Raw genomic sequence first — 19,358 nt, forward strand, 5'->3', positions numbered from 1 at the left:
ACGGATGTGCGTTGCAATTTCAGAACTCCTTTGCTGAAAAGAACAGACATAGGCTAAAATCAAATAGTGCCAAATAATGTCACCATTTAATAATATCCTTACAAAATGAGTGTTCGCCTTCGACAAGACGCCATCGTGCGCAGCCTTCGCCGAAATGGTACTTCTACGATTGCTGACTTAGCAAAAGAGGTCGGTGTATCCAGGCGTACAGTGTTGCGTGATATTAGCGCACTGCGCGATGAGGGCTTTGTTATCCATTCTGACCCTGGTCCTGGGGGCGGTCTGCAATTAGACCCGCAATCGGTCCAAACCACAGCGCGCCTCTCGGTTGCCGAGGTCTTTGCACTCCTTATCAGCGTTGCATCAATGCGTGCAGCCGGGAATTTACCTTTTTCGGGGCTTGCAGATACTGGGCTTGCCAAAATAGAGAAGGCTTTGCCACCGGACAAAGTACGTGATTTACGCCGGTTTTTAGACTGCTTATATATAGGTAAGCTTTCACCACACGTAGACGTATCAAATATTCAGGAAATGGAGCCCGCGTTGCTCCCCACTTTCGAGACAGCTTTTCTCCAACGGTTACAACTAAGCTTCCAATACCGTGATGCAAAGGGGTCTGTAACCAGTAGGGTTGTTGAACCTCAGGCGATGCTGATTTTACCACCTCTATGGTATTTGGTAGCTTGGGATCCCGCACGCAAAGACTTTCGTCATTTTCGAATGGACAGAATTAGTAACCCGGAATACCTTAAGGGCAAAACATTTCGACGGCGACATATTTTATTCGAAGATAGTGTTTCTCCAATTCAGGATTTATCTCGTTAATCTTTACGAGCTTACAAAGGCTAATATTTCGGTTTTTTTCGTTTTTAGAGTAAAATACTGTATTTATTCAGGCTTTTTAATAAGAGTTATGAGTGCGTCATTACGAAATAAGTCAACAATCCATACTAAGCCTTTAAAAGTTTCTGACTGTTTTCACTTAAGCTTATATCTTTCCCATTGATATAGTCTGAATAATCTTTACAAGGTTTGTGACATCATGCTTCTATTGATCGTTCAAGTAATCGTATAGATATGATTATGTCAGTACGGAGATATATTCCTGTTCTATTTCTGTAACTCGTTATTGACGGCACACTCCTTTAGTCTCTATTACATACTGGGCAACTCTCAAGCTGTTTTTATAGGTTATACTTGCGACACAAACAGTATCACCTATGCTTAGGTTCAAATCACTAACTACCTGAATCACACTCCTATTATTCAGCTCTACATTATATGAATACTCTAGCGTCCCCTTTCTACCTGCACTAGAAAAACCATGGTGATATTTTGATGTAATTCTGCCGTTCTGTTCTATTACCTTTTCAGTATTACTCGCCAGGTTGATTACGTGTAGCAGAACTAATAAAAAAAAGAGAGTTATTAAAGCAAATCCTTTCCATTCATCATAATAAAACTTCAAAAGTTTGATTCTTCGCATTAGCTAGCCGTATAATTTTCGAAGTTTTTATTTGTTTAATTGAATTGTAGTCACAGAGAGTCAAGTGTATCGAGAATCAAACTTCCTGTATAAAACTTTCAAGTTAGCACCAGGCTCCTTTTTTGATGTTTGGCTTTGGAGTTTATGCTGGGTTCCTATAGATGCATATTAGCCTATAAAAGAGCCGTATACTTAGATAGATTGTTGTTAAAGTAAAAGCTTGTTATCAATTGGAATAAATTTACTTGCCGCGTTGAATAATGTGGCAGCGGTCAACTCTGGTACGCCATATACTTCAACCTTTTTGTCTCTATCTAATCTGAGCTTATGCACAAGAATATCAAAGTCACCATCACCTGAAACTAAAACTATAGTGTCTACTAAGCTTGAATATTCCATCGCATCTATCGTTATCCCCACATCCCAATCACCTTTGGCGGAACCATCGGACCGTTGAGTGAAGGGTTTTAGTTTCACCTCAAAACCGATAGATCTTAAGATATTTTGAAATTGATACTGTTTTCTATCGCCGCGGTCGATAGCATAGGCCACGGCTTTTACGACTTTTCTTCCATTAGTTGCTTCAGACCAAAACTTATTATAATCAAAGTTTCGTTTATGGATTTGCCTGCATGTGTAATAAACATTCTGCACGTCAACAAGAATGGCAACCTTTTCCATTTGATAATCCAATGATGTTAAAAACCTGATACTAAAAATAGCGATATTAAGTGTTATTACTTAAGCGGGTACTTTATGTTGCTCGCCTTTCAATTTCAAGTGAGAATTGTTAGTCAATACTAAATTTTGAATGCTCTGGATTATAAAAACAGGATATTAAAAATGACAGCATGTATTGGCAAAGTGATGGTATATAAATTCAATGCTGTGCAAACTGAACGATTGGAATGCCTTCTACCATTAGTGAATAATTTTGCTGATTGATCAATTTGGCGCTATCTACTCAACGATATAAACCAAGATAAGCTAGTGAGCGCTTAAATCGGTTATTCAGGTCGTATTTCAGAAAATCTGTTTCTCTTAATAAGTAGAGTAGCGTTGAATGGAGTTCAGTCTCCCTTGACTACTTGCAATTGGTACAGGGCTACCTTTCTGAACGACCAATTTTTAGTAATGTTATTTAGCGGTTTTTCGTCGTTTTGACAGATCCCAGTATATTCCGTAACTCATTTAGACCTCAAAAATCTTCAAGCCCCCACTTTGTAATAACAGATTGATTTTCAGCCTATTCAGGGCTCATTAAGGGTGTTGAGTTCATTGTGGGTTGACAAAGCAGGATCACCATATCTTATACTGTATGCATGTACAGTGGTTTGATAAGGGTAGTCATGGGAACCAGAAGCATCATTTTCGACGGAGAGCCTGTCCGGATTTGCCGGTATCGTTCGGATTATGACAACCGAGCAATGTATGCTATCTGTATGCTGAATTATACGAAGTACGTGCGCAGCTTTTCAGTTTCTGTAGGTGTAAATCTGCGCAAGGAGTTGGATCTGACATTGACGCAGATACGGGAGGTCGAGCGCAGTATGGATTGGCTGGCAGCCCCTGCATAAGGATGTAAGGGCTTAAGCAGTTTTATCGAAAAGGAGATAGATCATGGGAAGAAAGATCAATCGATTCGCAATTTTTGCCGAACGAATTCATTTGATGAATGGCGGTGCAAAAAGTTTTAGGGATTCTGCACCCACAGAAGAAGCCGCCATGGATCTGGCAGAAGAAATTGCTAAGTCTGAAAAAGCGGTGTTTTATTCTTGGCTGCAAATTCTCGATATTATGACTGGTAACTATACCGAGTATTCAATCAAGACCGGTGGGGTGTTGGAGGAAAGAGAGTGTCCGGATAGTAAAAACTGAATAGCTAATTAATGACACCCTCTGGTTTCAGTCAAGTTCGATAAAAGTGAAGAGGGCATCATAGAAGAAGGTATCATAGAAGGGAGCCTAAACCGTTGCGAGAGTGGCCAGGAAACCCCCTTTCCTGAAAGGTTGTTTTACTGCCAAAAGGCTATTAGCTATGTTGTTTTGCACTGTTCCAATTTTAATTTTAGCTGTCACTAAAGTCGATATTTTCACTTAGGTGACAGCTCACTTGCTATTTAAATTGATTACTTTCGGTCAGATAGGGGTTGAGCCTATGACCGAAAGATTAATTTTATGTTTCTTTTCTTCGTTTAGACCTGTGGTTTTCTCTCAGTCAAAAAAATAATAATTTATTTGTAGTCATTGACAAGCTGCCCATTTGATGATCCCTTGAATTGAGGATGTTCGTCATCAATTTCGTAAAAATCAGATTTTTCGCCGGTGAAAATATGCCCCATTGTTTTCAACCCAGTTGGGCCATCTAGTGATCCTGCAATAATTCCAGTAGCATCGAGATTAAATGGTTCCCAGAATAGGCTTGATCCACATTGCTGGCAGAAACCTCTGCGGGCTACTTCTGATGTTTTATACCACGCCAGCCCGTCATCTTTTGTTATCTTAATATTGACCTTGCGAGCCTTTGTGTGAGGGCCGAAACTTCCATGTAGCTTTTGACACATACTACAATGACAGTTAACTACGTTGCGTAGTGGCCCTTTAACCTCATACCGCACAGCTCCACATAAGCAACCACCGGAAGTAATTGAATTATTACTGTTCATATAATGAGCCTGTAGATGCAAAAATTTACTTGAATTTAGAGCTTAAATTAAGTATGCCTTTTTATTTTCAGTAATAATGATTCTTTTAAATGGAAAATGCCATTCTAATTTTACGATATAAAAATTGATGGCCTAGATAGCTATTTATTTGTTTTATCCTGAATTACAAGATGATAGCGGTTCCTAATTGTATATGTTATGAAGTCAATAGTTAAATTTAAAGTAAGATTGTGTGTTCTAGATTTAATTTATCTGAGGTGATGCTCATAGTTTTTACCAGATTCTATATCTCTGGCACATAAAAATATTATCCATGCACAGCGGGAGGTGCGGTGGTAATAAGGGGTGCCCTCAAGTGAGATTTGAGACTAGATGGAAGGGGCATTGGTTATCCCAATATGTATGGCTATTTATACAGCATTTGATCCGGTATTTTATGTGGTGTCAATATGGATGGCGCTTGAAGCTACTAATTTTGTGGGTGTCCAGAATCTCTGAACCTTATCTTTCTAGAGTCATGAGATCAGAATCTTGCTCTAACCTCATAATTAGATCCTGGCTAGTATCTACAGTTTGGTTATATATTTAAAGTAAGAGTTGTTGGCGAACAAGGTTGGCTCCGCACACATTTTGGATGAAAACCTCTATTTTGCTTTGCTTGGTGATATTTTGAAATGTTTCACCCCCCATAGAATAGAAGTTTGCATGAATTATCTCATCACCCAAATCAGGCTCGTCCGTGTCGAGTAGTTCAAATATAACATATGATCCATCATTGTGTATTTTAGCGGCATACATTCCTCTGTTTGGGTTTATAGCTTTTATCGTGGCTCTCATTTCTTATCCTTAGTGTTTTTTTGAACTCATCCGGTGTTTTATGCGGTGTCAATATGGGGCAGCTTGAAATATAACTTTTGTGGGTGTCCAGAATCACAGCAATAGATTGTTTGCGGAAGAAAATGAGGTTCTAACTATCAATGCTAGAACGATTGGTAAAAGTATTGACACAAATAGTAATTCTAAAAACACTATGAGCCGCGTTTTTAGTATGGCCAAAGCGAAAAACCATAGTTTTGAGAGTCCCGTCCGTTCAGAAATATTTGCCTTGAAAAATATTTTCTTGCTCCAGCGGTCTATGTCAGAGTAGCAACCTGTGTATAGTTGTCTGAAGTTTCCAATGAATGCTAGAAGAAATGCAATAAGCAACACATAAAATATAAGCGTCATCTCCCAGTTGCTTAAATCAATTTTGGTAAAATCAAGTTTGCCACCGATGATTAGCACAAACGCAAAAAGTAATATTTTGGGTGCTAAATTTCTCAAAAATTCCAAATAATATTTGCTTCCTTTGCCAGGGAGTCGGAGTGAATTTATTTTTCTGGGCATAATTGATTCCTTTGGGATAGGTTTTATTGAGGGGGGCTTTATTTTTATTGTTTGATATATGTACTATGCATAATGTTGTCATCAAATGGCGCTATTTCTATGGATGTCCATGATTATATTTTTTGCTACGCAGCAATGTTCTTCGTACGCAGGGGGAAGCGCTGTGATAATAGGGCGTGGTCTCTATGAAGATTTGAGCACTGGGCGGAAGAGATAATAATTACCCCCTATTTGTCTGGCTATTTATACAGTATTTGGCCCGGTATTTTATGTGGTGTCAATATGGGTGGCACTTAATGCTACCCCTTTTATGGGTTTGCAGAATAGGGAACATTGGGTCACATTAGTTAGAGGTGATTGTTACAGACCAACAATAAAGGAATCCATCATGACTATCAGCAATGCTCAAAGGCCACTTCCCAACACGCTGTTCATTGTTGGTGAAGCCCGAGACATAGCCTCCGAAAGTATGGAAGGCTTCGAGATGCTGCGAAACCTATACCACGCTATTGCCCAAGCCCCTGATGTTCCTAGCGTGATAAAAGGGCTGGCTAGAATTGGCGATTCCATAGTGCACGATTATCATAACTCGATGGATTGCCAGCGGGAGGATATGGAGGAGCTGGAGGGGCGAATAAGAAAGGAGGCTCCAGTTTTATAAGGTTCATCTAGTGAGGCTTGCTTAAGTGCTGTTAGGAGCATACTTATTGGGTGCTGTGCGCAAATATCGGTTTACTATTAGGGGCTTAAAATCAACTCATTAAGGTTATGGCGCTCCCTGCCTTAATGAGCAGAATAAACATGAACGTATCGCTCAGATTAATTTTAAAGTAATACAATAAGTTCGGATTTTTAATCTTTAGGAGGGTCTTGGATTCCGTATTTTTCACAAAGTGCATCAATTGTAGCTTGTGGTATGTTTTCGCTAACTTTAGATTTAAGAAGGTCTTCTACTGTTGCCTTCCCTTTTTCGTGGGAATAATCAAGGTTAGTCTCTTCCTTTAGGTCGAAATTTGTATTGGAAGCTATCAAAGCCATCTCATAAATATCACTTTCTTTGTGATATCTTAGCTCTTTGTTTAGATGGTTTTTAACTGCTTGGACCCATTCGATGACATCATTTATTACATTGTGTAAATAGCTGAAGAATCGATAAAGATCTTCCTTTCTTGAAAGGTCAATTTCTCTATCAAGTGTTTTTTTGCCGCCGCATGCACTAATTGCTGAGTTAATTCCAGACTCTGCTACAGTTTTGTGCGCATCAAAAATCCTGTCAATTTCTCTCTCTTTGCCTGTATCAAAAAACATAAGCGGGTTGTTTTGTACAGCCCGCTTAAGGAGCTTGGAATCTAGGTGGCCGCTGCCCTTGTTTCTAAAATGACTGAATAAATTCAGATGTTTTTTTAGTCCTTTGCTTTTATCGGTAAGATTTTTGGGTTCTTTGATTTTAAGGGCTTGTATTGCGTCGTCTACATTGGAGAGGGAGATGGAAAGCCCGCGGACTGCTCTAAGAGAATCAACTTTTTTATGTATATCTATCGGAGGGTAGAGGAGGGTGGACTTATAGTGGGATATTTCATCCTCAAGTAAAGTAAGCCTAAGGTAATTAGACTTCAATTCAATTTGATACTTTTCTTCTGACATCTGAACTTCCTTCAGTGCTTGGAGGGCATCTTTTGTACCCAAATTCTGAATTTATCAGTGATGTTGATGAACTTATCTAAGTGATTAGTCCCTGTCACTCGACATAAGTGAAAGAGGGTAAATTCATTACGTATGTATACGTAGGTGTTCTTAGCGTTAGCGCTATTCGAGAGTGGATCGAAGCGACTTTTTAAGTTTGGGCAAACTGGTGAGGGTGGTGCTCTAGGAGTGAAAACTTGCCTTAGGATCAAAGCAAAGGTTCACGCAGGGATAGCTAGTTTTGGGGTTAGCGGTAAGAGAGTTATGCAGGTGATACAAGTTGGGCTTTATGTTGGGTAAAGCACCGAGACATCCCTAACTCATTGATTTTAAAAGAAAGATGGTACCAGAGGCCGGACTCGAACCGGCACGCTTTTAAGGGCGAGGGATTTTGAACCCGCTGAATAATTGTACGTTTGGGGGAGTACCACCATAAATCAATAAGTTACGTACAATGTAATACTCGTTTGTGGTCGTTTTTGCATGTTTACGTTGACATTTTGTTGACACATTTCTTTTAAGGTAGCGGTAGCTAGAGGCCTCTGTACATACATTTCTAAAGACGGAGATTTACAAATAGTCGCTTAGGCGATTTGTTTGCATAGCTTTGAGTAGACATCAACTATGTAAACGCTGTTGAAGCCAGAGTCCTTAAGTTCTATTTTTTTTATGATGCTTTCTTCTTCAAAAGGAAGTAGTAGGGGGAATTCGACAGCAATAAGTAAAGTCATATCCTTATATTTGTGGATATTTTTATTTTTCTTTTCGAAGGCTTCTGTAATTAATTTTACTTGGATTCCTAAAGGGGTACTTGAAGGTTCAATTTCTATTTCTGGTGGATGTATAACTCTATTTTTAGAGTTACCAGAGTATCTGGGTTTTTGGGTTAGGGGAGCTTCACCAAACTGGGTGGCACACTCTCTTTGTAATTGTACGGTATGACCATCTACAGCATATGTAACTTCAACTCTTTCGATTAGTCTCCCTTCGCTACTAATGAAATCACCATCAAATGAATTTGAGCTTCCGGAGTAGTACTGAAGCATCACATCTGTTTTTGCATACTTATCGGCTCCATAAATCGCAAGGGGAATAACCTCTTCAAATAGCTCTTTTGTTAGTCCTTTTCTGAAGTATATGTAATCTCTATTTGCTTTTGTTGTGTTGAACCTATCGCAGATGGCTTTAGCCTTTTGTAGCGCTTTTCTTACTAAAATAGGCTGCTCAAGTTCTTGAGCAGTAATTAGCTTTTCAGTATCTATTTGGCTGGATGTATGTGGCATCGGATGGGTTTTTAATGATTAAGATTAACTAACATGTAGTAACGATTTCAGAGAATGGTACAGGTTGTATCAAGGGCTAGGTCAGTAGCCCTTGATAGGGAGGCTGCGGTATTGGATCAGAATTGCTATTCAGATTTTCCATCTGACAATACATAGCCAGCAATAGTCCCAAGTAAAGCTGCTAAAGTTTCTGATTGGAACTCAGTTACAATAGCAAGGATTAAAATTGTTGGGATAAATAAAACAACACCAATTGCTTTTAGAGTTGCGGGCCCAAACCCTTGTCCTTTTGCGGTTATACGCTTGTATACAATAAATAGTCCGCAGAGCAATTGCCAATACAGCACCTGCTACAGAGACTACTTGAAGCCACATAGTTGGCTGGAGGTAAAGAGCTGGTTCTGTACTCTCCATTCAATACTCCTTTTTAAAACCAGATTAGCTAACTCTTGGCGCTAATATATCACCGAGCATTGTTTCCTTGCTATTTGGTGACTTGCAGTTTTTCTATTTCTTTTGGAGCAAAAAGTTAAAGGTTATGGGGAGAATGTCCTTACGTAATTAGAGTGCAGTGGCAAAGGCTGTAGCTTTAATCGTGTGTTCTAGGGTTTATGTAACAGTCGTAAGACCGAGTGGATTTATCCACTTAAAACAGCACGTATGTAGGTGTAGTGCCACAAATGAGTTGAATCACCACGTTTACAGGCTTAGCAACATATTGTGTCGACACTTGGTTGACACTTTGGCGCGTAATGTCTTGTTTTTGATTTGTAGAAAGGTAATAAAAAACCCGCGAAAGCTAAGGCTGACGCGGGTTTGAGATATGGTACCAGAGGCCGGACTCGAACCGGCACGCTTTTAAGGGCGGGGGATTTTGAATCCCCTGTGTCTACCAATTTCACCACTCTGGCACTTTCGCTGTTCGACCTTGGGGTCGGTGCGAAGAGGGCGTGATTATAGCAATGCTTTAGCCGGGGTCAACCAGTGATTTCAATAACTTAGCGCATTTTCTGTCGTCCCAGTTAACAGCTCCTAAAATTTCCTATAACCTTCGCGACCTCTCCATTGTTTCTAGATTTCCAGGATTCCATGCAGCGTCAGGACTTTGACTTTCATCTGCCCGATGAGCTGATCGCCCGCGCGCCTACTGAAGAGCGCCGTGGCAGCCGTCTTTTGTGTCTGGATGGGCCCAGTGGGGCCATTGCACATCGGCAGTTCCCAGATATTCTCGATCAGGTCCAATCAGGTGACCTGATAGTCTTTAACGATACCCGGGTGATCCCGGCGCGTTTGTTCGCGCAGAAAGAGACCGGCGGTAAGTTGGAAATCCTGGTGGAGCGGGTGCTTAATGAGACGGATATCTGGGCCCATGTGCGCTCCAGCAAGTCGCCCAAACCCGGCTCCACCATCGTCCTTGAAGACGGTACCCGTATAGAGGTGACCGGCCGCAAGGATGCACTGTTTGAATTGTCCTTCCCCAAAGAAGAAGGTGTGCTGGCGATTTTGGATCGCCTCGGCCATATGCCGCTGCCTCCCTATATTGATCGTGAAGACGATGCCAGTGATCGGGAGCGCTACCAAACCGTATATGGCCGCAACGCCGGTGCAGTGGCGGCGCCTACTGCGGGGCTGCACTTTGATGATGAAATGATCGGTGCGCTGCGGGATAAAGGTGTCGAGGTTGTCTTCGTTACCCTGCATGTGGGGGCGGGTACTTTCCAGCCGGTGCGCGTGGACAATATTTACGAGCACCAGATGCACAGCGAAGTGCTGGATGTCTCCCAGGAAGTGGTGGATGCGGTAACCGCTTGCCGCGCGCGCAATGGCAGCGTGATTGCGGTGGGCACCACCAGCGTGCGCGCGCTGGAAAGTGCGGCGCGCAGTGGCCAGTTACAGGCCACCGTGGGAGAGACAGATATCTTTATTTATCCCGGTTATGAATTCCAGGTTGTGGATAAGTTGGTCACCAACTTCCATCTACCAGAATCCACCTTATTGATGCTGGTGAGCGCCTTTGCCGGGTACCAGCATACGATGGCCGCCTATAAGGCCGCAGTTGAGGAGCGTTACCGCTTCTTTAGTTACGGCGATGCCATGTTTATTACCCGCGATCCCAATGCCAAAAAAGAAGAAGTCGCACCAGCGAAAGGAGATACCCAGTGAGCCGCGAATGTTTTATGCAGTTTGAAGTGGATACCACTGATGGCAAGGCCCGTCGCGGTCGCTTGCGTTTCCCTCGCGGTGTGGTGGAAACCCCGGCGTTTATGCCGGTGGGCACTTATGGCACCGTGAAAGGCATGTTGCCGAGGGATATCGAAGGGATCGGTGCACAGATTATTCTGGGCAACACCTTCCACCTGATGCTGCGCCCGGGTACCGAAGTGGTTAAAGCCCACGGCGATCTGCACGATTTTACCCAGTGGTCCGGCCCGATCCTTACCGACTCCGGCGGTTTCCAGGTGTTTAGCCTGGGTGAGCTGCGCAAGATTACCGAAGAGGGGGTTTCTTTCCGCTCGCCGATCGATGGCAGCCCGGTATTCCTGGACCCGGAAGAATCCATGCGCGTTCAGCGGGACCTGGGTTCCGATATCGTCATGATCTTCGATGAGTGCACGCCTTATCCGGCCACCACCGATGAAGCGCGCAAATCTATGGAGTTGTCCCTGCGTTGGGCGGAGCGCTCCAAGAAGGCCCACGGCGATAGCCCATCGGCGCTATTCGGTATTGTGCAGGGCGGTATGTACCCGGAATTGCGCGATGTGTCCCTTAAGGGGCTAACTGATATTGGTTTCGATGGCTATGCCATTGGCGGCCTGTCTGTGGGTGAGCCGAAAGAGGAGATGATCAAGGTATTGGATCACCTGGCGCACAAGATGCCGGAAGATAAACCGCGCTACCTGATGGGCGTGGGTAAGCCGGAAGATATTGTCGAGGCGGTGCGCCGCGGTGTGGATATGTTCGACTGCGTCATGCCCACGCGCAATGCGCGCAACGGCCACCTATTTACCTTTGAAGGTGTAGTGAAAATCCGCAACGCCAAGCACCGCCACGATACGGGCCCCTTGGAAGAAGAGTGCGATTGCTACACCTGTGAGAATTTCTCCCGCGCTTACCTGCATCACCTGGATCGCTGCGGTGAAATTCTCGGTGCGCAGCTGAATACGATTCACAATTTGCGCCACTACCAGCGTCTGATGCAAAAGCTGCGCGACGCCATTGCCGCCAATGAGCTGGAGGCGTATGTCGCGGAGTTCTACCGCGGTCTGGGCCGTGAGGTTCCGCCACTGCAGGTCTAACCCTGTCGCACTTTTATCCTATCTGGGGCACAGTCGATCGCACGATTGTGCCCCTGTCATTTGTCCGTTCATTCGATCCCCGTATAATCGCTCCCACTTTTGTCGGCGGCTGTGCACCTTGCAATTTGTGTACTGCGCCCACATATCCAGGCAGATTGCCAAGATTTACCGGCCCTCGGGGTCACACTAGAACAATGAGAACAGCATGAATCGCTACCCGATCTGGAAGTACTTTCTGATTCTCGCGGTTGTGGCCTTCGGCCTGATCTACGCCGCGCCCAACCTCTACAAGCCGGACCCTGCGGTGCAGATTTCCGGGCAGTCCAGCGCCATGGAGATGGACGAGAACGTCCTCACTAAGGCGCGCAAAGCCCTGGATGAGGCGGGTATTCCCCACTTCGGTGGTGAGGTGGGTGACAAGGCGATTTTGATTCGCCTCGAATCCATCGACCAGCAGCTACCTGCCAAGCGCGCGATTCAGGAGGCTCTGGGGCACAGCGATTACGTGGTTGCTCTAAACCTGGCATCGACTACCCCCCAGTGGCTCAGTGATATCGGCGCCAGCCCGATGAAGTTGGGTCTCGACCTGGCCGGTGGTGTGCACTTCCTGATGGAGGTGGATACCAACACCATCGTAAAAACCAATATGGAAGGCTATGTGCAGGATGTGAAAACCAAACTGCGCGCGGCCAAGGCCCGTTACCGTAGCGTTAACCTGATCGACGATCGCGAGATTGTGGCGCGTTTCCGCAACGAGGAGCTGCGCAGTCTGGCCCTTTCCACCATGCGCAAGGAATTCCCGCAGTTGCAACTGCGCGAGACCGGCAGTGGCGAGAACCTGGAAATCCGAGCCACCTTGTCTGAGCAAGAGATCAAGCAACTTGAGGATTATGCGGTTTCCCAGAACCTCACCACCCTGCGCAACCGGGTGAATGAGCTGGGTGTGGCCGAGCCGATCGTACAGCGCCAGGGGCGCAACCGTATTGTGGTGGAGCTGCCCGGTGTTCAAGACACCGCCGAAGCCAAGCGGATTATCGGTAAGACCGCCAACCTGGAATACCGTATGGAGGCCCGCCCCGATGAGCTGGTCACCAACAAGGAGTACTTCGAGTACCGCAGCGAGCGCCAACAGCAGATGTACGGCGGCGCCTGGCTGGAGCGCAAGATCATCATCAAGGGTGACAGCGTAACCAATGCGCGTGTCGGCTACGATGAGAGCGGTCTTCCCCAGGTGAATATCACCCTGGATTCCCGTGGTGGTGAGCTGATGCACCGTGCCACCTGGAAGAATGTCGGCCGCCGTATGGGCACCCTGTTTATCGAGACCCGTTTTACCCCGCAGACCAAAACGGATGCCGAAGGCAATGAGATTGTCGAGCAGGTTAGAACTGAAGATAAAAAGATTATCAGCCTGGCCACCGTGCAGAGCGCCCTGGGCAAACAGTTTCGTGTAACTGGACTGGACAGCCCGGCAGAAGCCCAGGAACTGGCCCTGCTGCTGCGCGCTGGTGCGCTGGCCGCTCCCATGTACTTTGTGGAAGAGCGTGTGATCGGCCCGTCCTTGGGTGCGGATAACATCAAGGTGGGTGTGCAATCGGTACAGATCGGTCTGCTCGCAGTCATTATTTGTATGCTGATCTCCTACCGGGTATTTGGTCTCGCCGCCAATATTGCCCTGGCGGTCAATATGATTCTGCTGGTGGCGGTGATGTCGATTCTCGGCGCCACCCTGACGCTACCCGGTATCGCCGGTATCGTATTGACGGTGGGTATGGCGGTGGATGCCAACGTGCTGATCTTCTCGCGAATACGGGAGGAGCTCAGGAATGGGATGCCTCCCCAAACGGCGATTAGTGCCGGTTTCGATAACGCCTACAGCACCATTGTGGATGCGAATATCACTACCCTGATTGTGGCGGTGATCCTCTACGCTATCGGCTCCGGCCCAGTACAGGGCTTCGCGGTGACCCTGTCTATCGGTATTCTCACCTCTATGTTTAGTGCCATCATGGGCACACGCGCAATCATCAATTTGTTCTACGGCGGTCGCCGTGTACAGAAACTCTGGATTTAAGGAGGCTGGCCATGAGTGAGACCAAAGTGGAAAGCGGAAAGATTACCGAGTACATGGGCAAGCGCGTGTACGACTTTATGCGCTGGCGCAAGTTTGCCACCGTACTATCCGTTGTACTGGTGCTGGCTTCGATCGGGATACTGGCGGCCAAGGGCCTGAAGTTCGGTCTGGATTTTACCGGCGGTACGCAGGTAGAAGTGGGCTACGAAGTTACTCCGTTTATTAACGACGTGCGCACTCAGTTGGAAGATGCCGGCTTCGAAGGCGCCACGGTTGTTAACTACGGCTCCGATAACGAGCTGATGATCAAGTTGCCCCCAGAGGTAGCCGAAGAAGAGACTCGTATTAGCGCCACCGATCAGGAGACCACTACGCCTATTGGTGACAAGGTGGTAGAGGTTCTACGTGCCGGCAGTGAGGGCACCGTTACCCTGCGCCGGGTCGAACTGGTCGGCCCGCAAGTGGGTGCCGAGCTGCGCGACGATGGCGGCCTCGGTATGTTGGTGGCGCTGGCACTGGTGATGATGTACGTCGCTTTGCGCTTCCAGTACAAGTTCTCGGTTGGCGCGGTAGCGGCATTGGGGCACGATGTCATTATTGTGCTGGGCTTCTTTGCTCTGATGGGGTTGGATTTCGATCTGACCGTGTTGGCGGCGGTGCTGGCAGTGATCGGTTACTCGTTGAACGATACTATCGTGGTATCCGACCGTATCCGCGAGAATTTCCGTAAAGTGCGCAAGGCAGAGTCGGAGGAGATTATTAACATCTCCATCAGTCAGACCCTGGGCCGTACCTTTATGACCTCTTTCACCACCTTGTTAGTGCTTTGGGCACTGCAGTTCTTTGGTGGTGAGCTGATCCACAACTTCTCCCTGGCGTTGATTGTCGGTGTGGTTGTGGGTACTTACTCGTCTGTTTACGTCGCTGCGAACGTGCTGATGGCATTGAAGATCAGCAAAGAGGATCTGATGCCGCCGGTGAAGGAAGGTGCAGAGCTGGAAGAAATGCCCTAATCGGGAAGAGCTTCCAAATAAAAAAGGCCGCTGCTTAGCGGCCTTTTTTTTGCCCCGATTGTTCAGTTACTGATAAGTAAGCACTGCAATCGGGGTTTTCACTGTGGGGTGATTTGCCTAGCTAGTTGCAAACAGTTAGCTGCGAGGTTTTTTGCCCAGAGTGATATGTTTGGGACCGGAAGTGTTGGTCTGGCCGCTGACACCCTTGGGGACCTGCTCGATCTCGCCACCCTTCTCCAAAAAGGCTTGCACTTGCGCCTCAATACTCTCGCTGGTCTCTAAGGGGGCGGTCTGCTTACGACTGGAAGAGGAGGATGCTTTTTTGGCCACGGTGACTGTCCGGTGTTTTGGGTTGGCCAGTCATCATACAGCAAATTGGATAAAAAAGCATCCAACTGCCTAAGTGGCACTCATAGTGCACAGTTTGCCGCCATTAAAGCCGCAAGGATATTGCCGCCGCCAGCAGTGGCGACTTACTTTGTACGTGATAATGGGAACTTAGCAGTCGCGCAAAATAAGGCGTCCCGCGGTACCCCAGAAGGGGGGAATAAACTGCTTGGCGCTGTTATATGTGATCATTATCACCAGACTTTGAGAAAAGCCAAGTTCCATCCTGGATTAGGATGCGTAATGTGATTGGGAGAATTGCAATCGCTACCAGCATCTTCATTGAAAATGCCACCCACTTAGGTACACCTTTAATGGCGGAGTAGATTCCTATAAGCCAGCAGATGGATAAAGCTACGTAGAAATATGGAGAATCCAGCAGTGAAAACATCCAATCCCCACGTATGTGAGCAGAGCTAGAGCCTCCAGCGCCCCCCAAAAATACAAAAGGAATCATTAAACCAAAGACGAAGCCTGTGGCGAGTACACAATATATTACTGCTTTCGCAACAACCTCCGGCTTACTCGGTTTGTACGCCACCATTACCTCACACAATAAGTGATTAAGAATCGCGAGAGCGAAGATCGCCTCTCCAGCTCCACCTGGAGCTCACCTAAGTAAGAGGCTCGCAGAGAATTATTCGGTCTCCTGCTCCAGGAGTTCGGTATTGGCCACTGGCCAGCCACCCAGTTCCCGCCATTTATTGACGATACCGCAGAACAGGGTTGCGGTTTTTTCCGCGTCGTATTCGGCGGAGTGGGCGCAGCTATTGTCGAACTCAATACCGGCTACCTGGCAGGCTTTCGCCAACACGGTTTGGCCGTAGGCGAGCCCGGCGAGGGTAGCGGTGTCAAAGCAGGAGAAGGGGTGGAAGGGATTGCGCTTGATCCCGGTCCGTTCAACCGCGGCATTCACAAAGCCCAGGTCGAAGTGGGCGTTGTGGGCAACCATAATGGCGCGGGTGCAGCTGTGTTTCTTCACGGCACTGCGGATCTTGCGGAACATTTCCGGCAGGGCGATTTCCTCGGGCCAGGCCTCGCGCTCGGGGGATTCCAGATCGATGCCGATAAAGTCGAGCGCCGATTGCTCCACATTGGCGCCATCGAATGGTTCCAGGTGAAAGCTGTGGGTTTCCAGCGGAAAAAGTTTCCCCTCTTCATCCATATCCAGGATTACCGCCGAAATTTCCAGCAGGGCATCGGTGCGCGCATTAAAGCCGCCGGTTTCCAGATCGATCACAACCGGCAGGAAGCCGCGAAATCGCTGGGCAAGGGAGCTCTTTGGTCCTGTGGGTTCTTCGGCCGGGGTCACTTTGGGTCCTTGTAAATCTCAGTTGTGCCGGGGTAAATCCGGCGGGGTAGGGGATTCGCGGGCTTGGGCCCGCGAGGGTTTGAACTGGAATTATACGAGCTTCCAGTTCAGGGTTTCCCCGGCGGCCAGGGGGATCAGCTTTTCGCCGCCCATATCCAGCGCTTCGGGAAGTGCCCAGGGCTGCTTCACCAGAGTGATGGTGTCCTGATTGCGCGGCAGGCCGTAGAAATCCGGGCCGAAATTACTGGCGAAGCCTTCGAGCTTATCCAGCTTGCCGGCACGCTCAAAGGCTTCGGCGTACAGTTCGATAGCGGAGTAAGCGGTGTAGCAGCCGGCACAGCCGCACTCGTGCTCCTTCTTGTGGTGCGCGTGGGGGGCCGAGTCGGTGCCGAGGAAAAATTTCGGGCTGCCACTGGTGGCGGCTTCAATCAGTGCGGACTGATGATCGCCGCGTTTGAGAATTGGCAGGCAGTAAAAATGCGGGCGAATACCGCCAACCAGCATATGGTTGCGGTTGTAGAGTAGGTGGTGCGCGGTAATCGTCGCGGCAACGCCTTCGCGGGCATTTTGCACAAACTCAGCGGCATTGGCGGTAGTGATGTGCTCAAAAACCACTTTCAGAGTGGGGAAATCTTCTACCAGGCGCGCTAGGGTCTTCTCGATAAATACCTGCTCGCGGTCGAAAATATCGATATCGCTGGTGGTGACCTCACCGTGTACCAACAGCTTCATGCCGCAGGACTGCATTTCTTCCAAAGCCGGGTAAATATTGGCGATGTCAGTTACGCCGGAGTCGGAGTTGGTGGTGGCACCAGCCGGGTAGAGTTTTGCTGCTATTACGCCGCTGGTGTGGGCCTGGCGAATCACTTCGGCATCGGTCTTGTCGGTGAGGTAAATCACCATCAGCGGTTCAAAAGTTCGGCCGGCTGGGATATGCGCGATAATGCGCTCGCGATATGCGGCTGCGCCTTCACCGGTGGTGACGGGCGGTACCAGGTTTGGCATCACAATTGCGCGGTGGAATTGTCGGGCGGCATCGCCAACGGTGCGTTTCAGGGCAGTACCGTCACGCAGGTGAATATGCCAGTCGTCGGGGGCGCGTAGAGTGATTTGCTCCGTCATGGTACTCCAGGATATCAATTGCTGTAGAAGTGTCTCTGTGCGGCGCGCATGCTACCCGATGCAGGGTCAAAATGCGATGCGCGGCCCGGTTAAAAGTTAATCAATTGTATAGACTCTCACCTTGGCGCTAGTCGATTGCGAGCAGAGGCGCTACAATCGCGCCCCGATAAAGTGTGTGGGTATTAATTGTGCCCATAAATACCGAGCCTGGGCATACCTCCAAGAATAACCTCCCCCAGAACGAAACAAACTTCACAGATAGGTGATTCCAATCGCCGCACTTTGATCGTGGCGGCAAAAATCCAGCAGCAGAGGACAGCAATGAGCAAAATCGAGAAGGTAGTACTGGCATATTCCGGCGGACTGGATACTTCAGTGATTGTGCGATGGCTGCAGGATACTTACGGCTGTGAAGTAGTGACGTTCACGGCGGATATTGGCCAGGGTGAGGAAGTTGAACCGGCGCGGGCCAAGGCCGAGGCGCTCGGTGTGAAAGAGATTTATATCGACGATCTGCGCGAGGAATATGTGCGGGACTTCGTTTTCCCGATGTTCCGTGCCAATGCGATTTACGAGGGCGAGTATCTGCTGGGCACCTCTATCGCGCGTCCGCTGATCGCCAAGCGCTTGATTGAAATTGCCAACGAGACCGGTGCCGATGCTATTTCCCATGGTGCCACCGGTAAAGGCAACGACCAGGTGCGCTTTGAGCTGGGTGCCTACGCACTGAAGCCGGGTATTCAGGTAATCGCGCCCTGGCGCGAATGGGACTTAAATTCCCGCGAAAAGCTGATGCAATACTGCGAACAGCACAAGATTCCAGTGGATTTCTCTTCTACGAAGAAAAAATCCCCTTACTCGATGGATGCCAACCTGCTGCATATTTCCTACGAGGGCGGCATCCTCGAAGACCCCTGGGCGGAAGCCGAGGAAGACATGTGGCGCTGGAGTGTGAGCCCGGAGGCCGCACCAGAAGAGCCGACTTACATCACCATCGGCTTTGAGAAAGGTGATCCAGTCTCAATCGACGGTGAGCGTTTGAGCCCGGCCACCCTGCTGGAAAAACTGAATAAGTTGGGTGGAGCTAACGGCATTGGCCGCCTGGATATTGTGGAAAACCGCTATGTGGGTATGAAATCCCGCGGTTGTTACGAAACTCCCGGTGGAACAATTTTGATGAAGGCGCACCGCGCTATCGAGTCCATTACGCTGGATCGTGAAGTGGCGCATATGAAAGATTCCTTGATGCCGCGCTACGCGGATCTTGTGTACAACGGTTACTGGTGGTCGCCTGAGCGCCGCATGTTGCAGGCCGCTATCGATGAATCCCAGGAAGTGGTGAATGGTGAAGTACGCCTGAAACTCTACAAGGGTAGTGTCAGTGCAGTAGGCCGCCGCTCTGTAGATAGCCTCTTCGATGAGCGTATCGCAACCTTCGAGGATGATGCCGGGGCCTACAACCAAAAAGATGCAGAGGGCTTTATCAAGCTCAATGCCCTGCGCCTGCGCATCGCCGCCGGTAAAGGAAGAAAATTGATTTAGTCGGCTTAGTTGATTTAGATCAGTCAAGGCTGGAAATGGATGCGCTTAAATCCTTTTCTGGCCAACAGTGACAGTTATGTGTATGCCTTCGACGTTATAAGCGGGTTC

The 19,358-nt window shown here is 47.7% G+C and carries 20 protein-coding genes and 1 tRNA gene; 9 read left to right on the top strand and 12 right to left on the bottom strand.

All coding sequences use genetic code 11. The annotated features are described in order from the left end of the window. Window positions 1-105: 105 nt before the first annotated feature. Entirely contained in the window at window positions 106-825 is a 720-nt protein-coding gene (locus ACJJJA_RS06545) for a helix-turn-helix transcriptional regulator (protein ID WP_444904077.1), read from the top strand. Between the two features lie 301 nt (window positions 826-1,126). Here the strand turns inward: ACJJJA_RS06545 and ACJJJA_RS06550 are convergent, their stop codons facing one another. After that, the gene (locus tag ACJJJA_RS06550) at window positions 1,127-1,486 is read right to left on the bottom strand and encodes a hypothetical protein (protein WP_444904078.1); all 360 of its coding nucleotides are present in this window, start codon (window positions 1,484-1,486) and stop codon (window positions 1,127-1,129) included. A 207-nt stretch (window positions 1,487-1,693) separates the two neighbouring features. After that, on the bottom strand, window positions 1,694-2,167 hold the full coding sequence (locus ACJJJA_RS06555) for a LabA-like NYN domain-containing protein (protein ID WP_444898857.1): 474 nt from the start codon (window positions 2,165-2,167) through the stop codon (window positions 1,694-1,696). 668 nt (window positions 2,168-2,835) lie between these two features. Between ACJJJA_RS06555 and ACJJJA_RS06560 the strand changes: the two genes are divergently transcribed. Next, entirely contained in the window at window positions 2,836-3,063 is a 228-nt protein-coding gene (locus tag ACJJJA_RS06560; RefSeq protein WP_444904079.1) for a hypothetical protein, read from the top strand. A 43-nt stretch (window positions 3,064-3,106) separates the two neighbouring features. Further along, a complete protein-coding gene (locus ACJJJA_RS06565) occupies window positions 3,107-3,364 on the top strand; it encodes a hypothetical protein (protein WP_444885786.1) in 258 nt (85 codons plus the stop codon). Between the two features lie 356 nt (window positions 3,365-3,720). On the opposite strand, the gene ACJJJA_RS06570 is transcribed toward ACJJJA_RS06565, so the two are convergent. The 3 genes from ACJJJA_RS06570 to ACJJJA_RS06580 all read right to left on the bottom strand — a co-directional run bounded on the left by ACJJJA_RS06570 (window position 3,721) and on the right by ACJJJA_RS06580 (window position 5,538). Next, the gene (locus ACJJJA_RS06570) at window positions 3,721-4,152 is read right to left on the bottom strand and encodes a GFA family protein (protein WP_444904080.1); all 432 of its coding nucleotides are present in this window, start codon (window positions 4,150-4,152) and stop codon (window positions 3,721-3,723) included. 585 nt (window positions 4,153-4,737) lie between these two features. Further along, complete coding sequence (locus ACJJJA_RS06575) at window positions 4,738-4,989, bottom strand: hypothetical protein (RefSeq protein WP_444904081.1); 252 nt, start codon at window positions 4,987-4,989, stop codon at window positions 4,738-4,740. A 93-nt stretch (window positions 4,990-5,082) separates the two neighbouring features. Continuing rightward, a complete protein-coding gene (locus tag ACJJJA_RS06580; protein WP_444904082.1) occupies window positions 5,083-5,538 on the bottom strand; it encodes a hypothetical protein in 456 nt (151 codons plus the stop codon). A gap of 388 nt (window positions 5,539-5,926) precedes the next feature. Between ACJJJA_RS06580 and ACJJJA_RS06585 the strand changes: the two genes are divergently transcribed. Beyond that, the gene (locus ACJJJA_RS06585; protein ID WP_444904083.1) at window positions 5,927-6,199 is read left to right on the top strand and encodes a hypothetical protein; all 273 of its coding nucleotides are present in this window, start codon (window positions 5,927-5,929) and stop codon (window positions 6,197-6,199) included. Between the two features lie 191 nt (window positions 6,200-6,390). Here ACJJJA_RS06585 and ACJJJA_RS06590 read toward each other — a convergent pair whose 3' ends face one another. From ACJJJA_RS06590 to ACJJJA_RS06605, 4 genes are all read right to left on the bottom strand, one after another. Beyond that, the gene (locus tag ACJJJA_RS06590) at window positions 6,391-7,182 is read right to left on the bottom strand and encodes a hypothetical protein (RefSeq protein WP_444904084.1); all 792 of its coding nucleotides are present in this window, start codon (window positions 7,180-7,182) and stop codon (window positions 6,391-6,393) included. Window positions 7,183-7,805: 623 nt separating this feature from the next. Further along, complete coding sequence (locus tag ACJJJA_RS06595) at window positions 7,806-8,504, bottom strand: hypothetical protein (protein WP_444904085.1); 699 nt, start codon at window positions 8,502-8,504, stop codon at window positions 7,806-7,808. A 125-nt stretch (window positions 8,505-8,629) separates the two neighbouring features. Next, the gene (locus ACJJJA_RS06600; RefSeq protein ID WP_444904086.1) at window positions 8,630-8,851 is read right to left on the bottom strand and encodes a hypothetical protein; all 222 of its coding nucleotides are present in this window, start codon (window positions 8,849-8,851) and stop codon (window positions 8,630-8,632) included. A 477-nt stretch (window positions 8,852-9,328) separates the two neighbouring features. Next, window positions 9,329-9,415, bottom strand: a tRNA-Leu gene (locus tag ACJJJA_RS06605). 178 nt (window positions 9,416-9,593) lie between these two features. On the opposite strand from ACJJJA_RS06605, the gene queA reads away from it, so the two are divergent. The 4 genes from queA to secF all read left to right on the top strand — a co-directional run bounded on the left by queA (window position 9,594) and on the right by secF (window position 14,887). Further along, entirely contained in the window at window positions 9,594-10,667 is a 1,074-nt protein-coding gene (queA, locus tag ACJJJA_RS06610; RefSeq protein WP_444904087.1) for a tRNA preQ1(34) S-adenosylmethionine ribosyltransferase-isomerase QueA, read from the top strand. A gap of 14 nt (window positions 10,668-10,681) precedes the next feature. Next, window positions 10,682-11,800 carry a tRNA guanosine(34) transglycosylase Tgt gene (gene tgt, locus ACJJJA_RS06615; RefSeq protein ID WP_444900922.1) on the top strand — a complete coding sequence of 373 codons (1,119 nt, stop codon included), beginning with the start codon at window positions 10,682-10,684 and terminating at the stop codon, window positions 11,798-11,800. A 205-nt stretch (window positions 11,801-12,005) separates the two neighbouring features. Then, a complete protein-coding gene (gene secD / locus ACJJJA_RS06620) occupies window positions 12,006-13,874 on the top strand; it encodes a protein translocase subunit SecD (RefSeq protein ID WP_444888287.1) in 1,869 nt (622 codons plus the stop codon). Between the two features lie 11 nt (window positions 13,875-13,885). Next, complete coding sequence (gene secF, locus ACJJJA_RS06625; protein WP_252084940.1) at window positions 13,886-14,887, top strand: protein translocase subunit SecF; 1,002 nt, start codon at window positions 13,886-13,888, stop codon at window positions 14,885-14,887. 135 nt (window positions 14,888-15,022) lie between these two features. On the opposite strand, the gene ACJJJA_RS06630 is transcribed toward secF, so the two are convergent. The 3 genes from ACJJJA_RS06630 to pyrC form a co-directional block, all read right to left on the bottom strand. Continuing rightward, a complete protein-coding gene (locus ACJJJA_RS06630; protein ID WP_252084941.1) occupies window positions 15,023-15,217 on the bottom strand; it encodes a PFL_1563 family small protein in 195 nt (64 codons plus the stop codon). 694 nt (window positions 15,218-15,911) lie between these two features. Further along, window positions 15,912-16,586, bottom strand: a complete 675-nt coding sequence (gene rnt, locus ACJJJA_RS06635) for a ribonuclease T (protein ID WP_252084942.1) — start codon at window positions 16,584-16,586, stop codon at window positions 15,912-15,914. A 90-nt stretch (window positions 16,587-16,676) separates the two neighbouring features. Then, complete coding sequence (gene pyrC / locus ACJJJA_RS06640; protein WP_444904088.1) at window positions 16,677-17,708, bottom strand: dihydroorotase; 1,032 nt, start codon at window positions 17,706-17,708, stop codon at window positions 16,677-16,679. Window positions 17,709-18,029: 321 nt separating this feature from the next. Here pyrC and ACJJJA_RS06645 point away from each other — a divergent pair, with 321 nt between their 5' ends. Further along, on the top strand, window positions 18,030-19,250 hold the full coding sequence (locus tag ACJJJA_RS06645) for an argininosuccinate synthase (RefSeq protein ID WP_252084944.1): 1,221 nt from the start codon (window positions 18,030-18,032) through the stop codon (window positions 19,248-19,250). Window positions 19,251-19,358: the final 108 nt, after the last annotated feature.

Source organism: Microbulbifer mixtoriginis (SeqCode) (assembly GCF_052466865.1).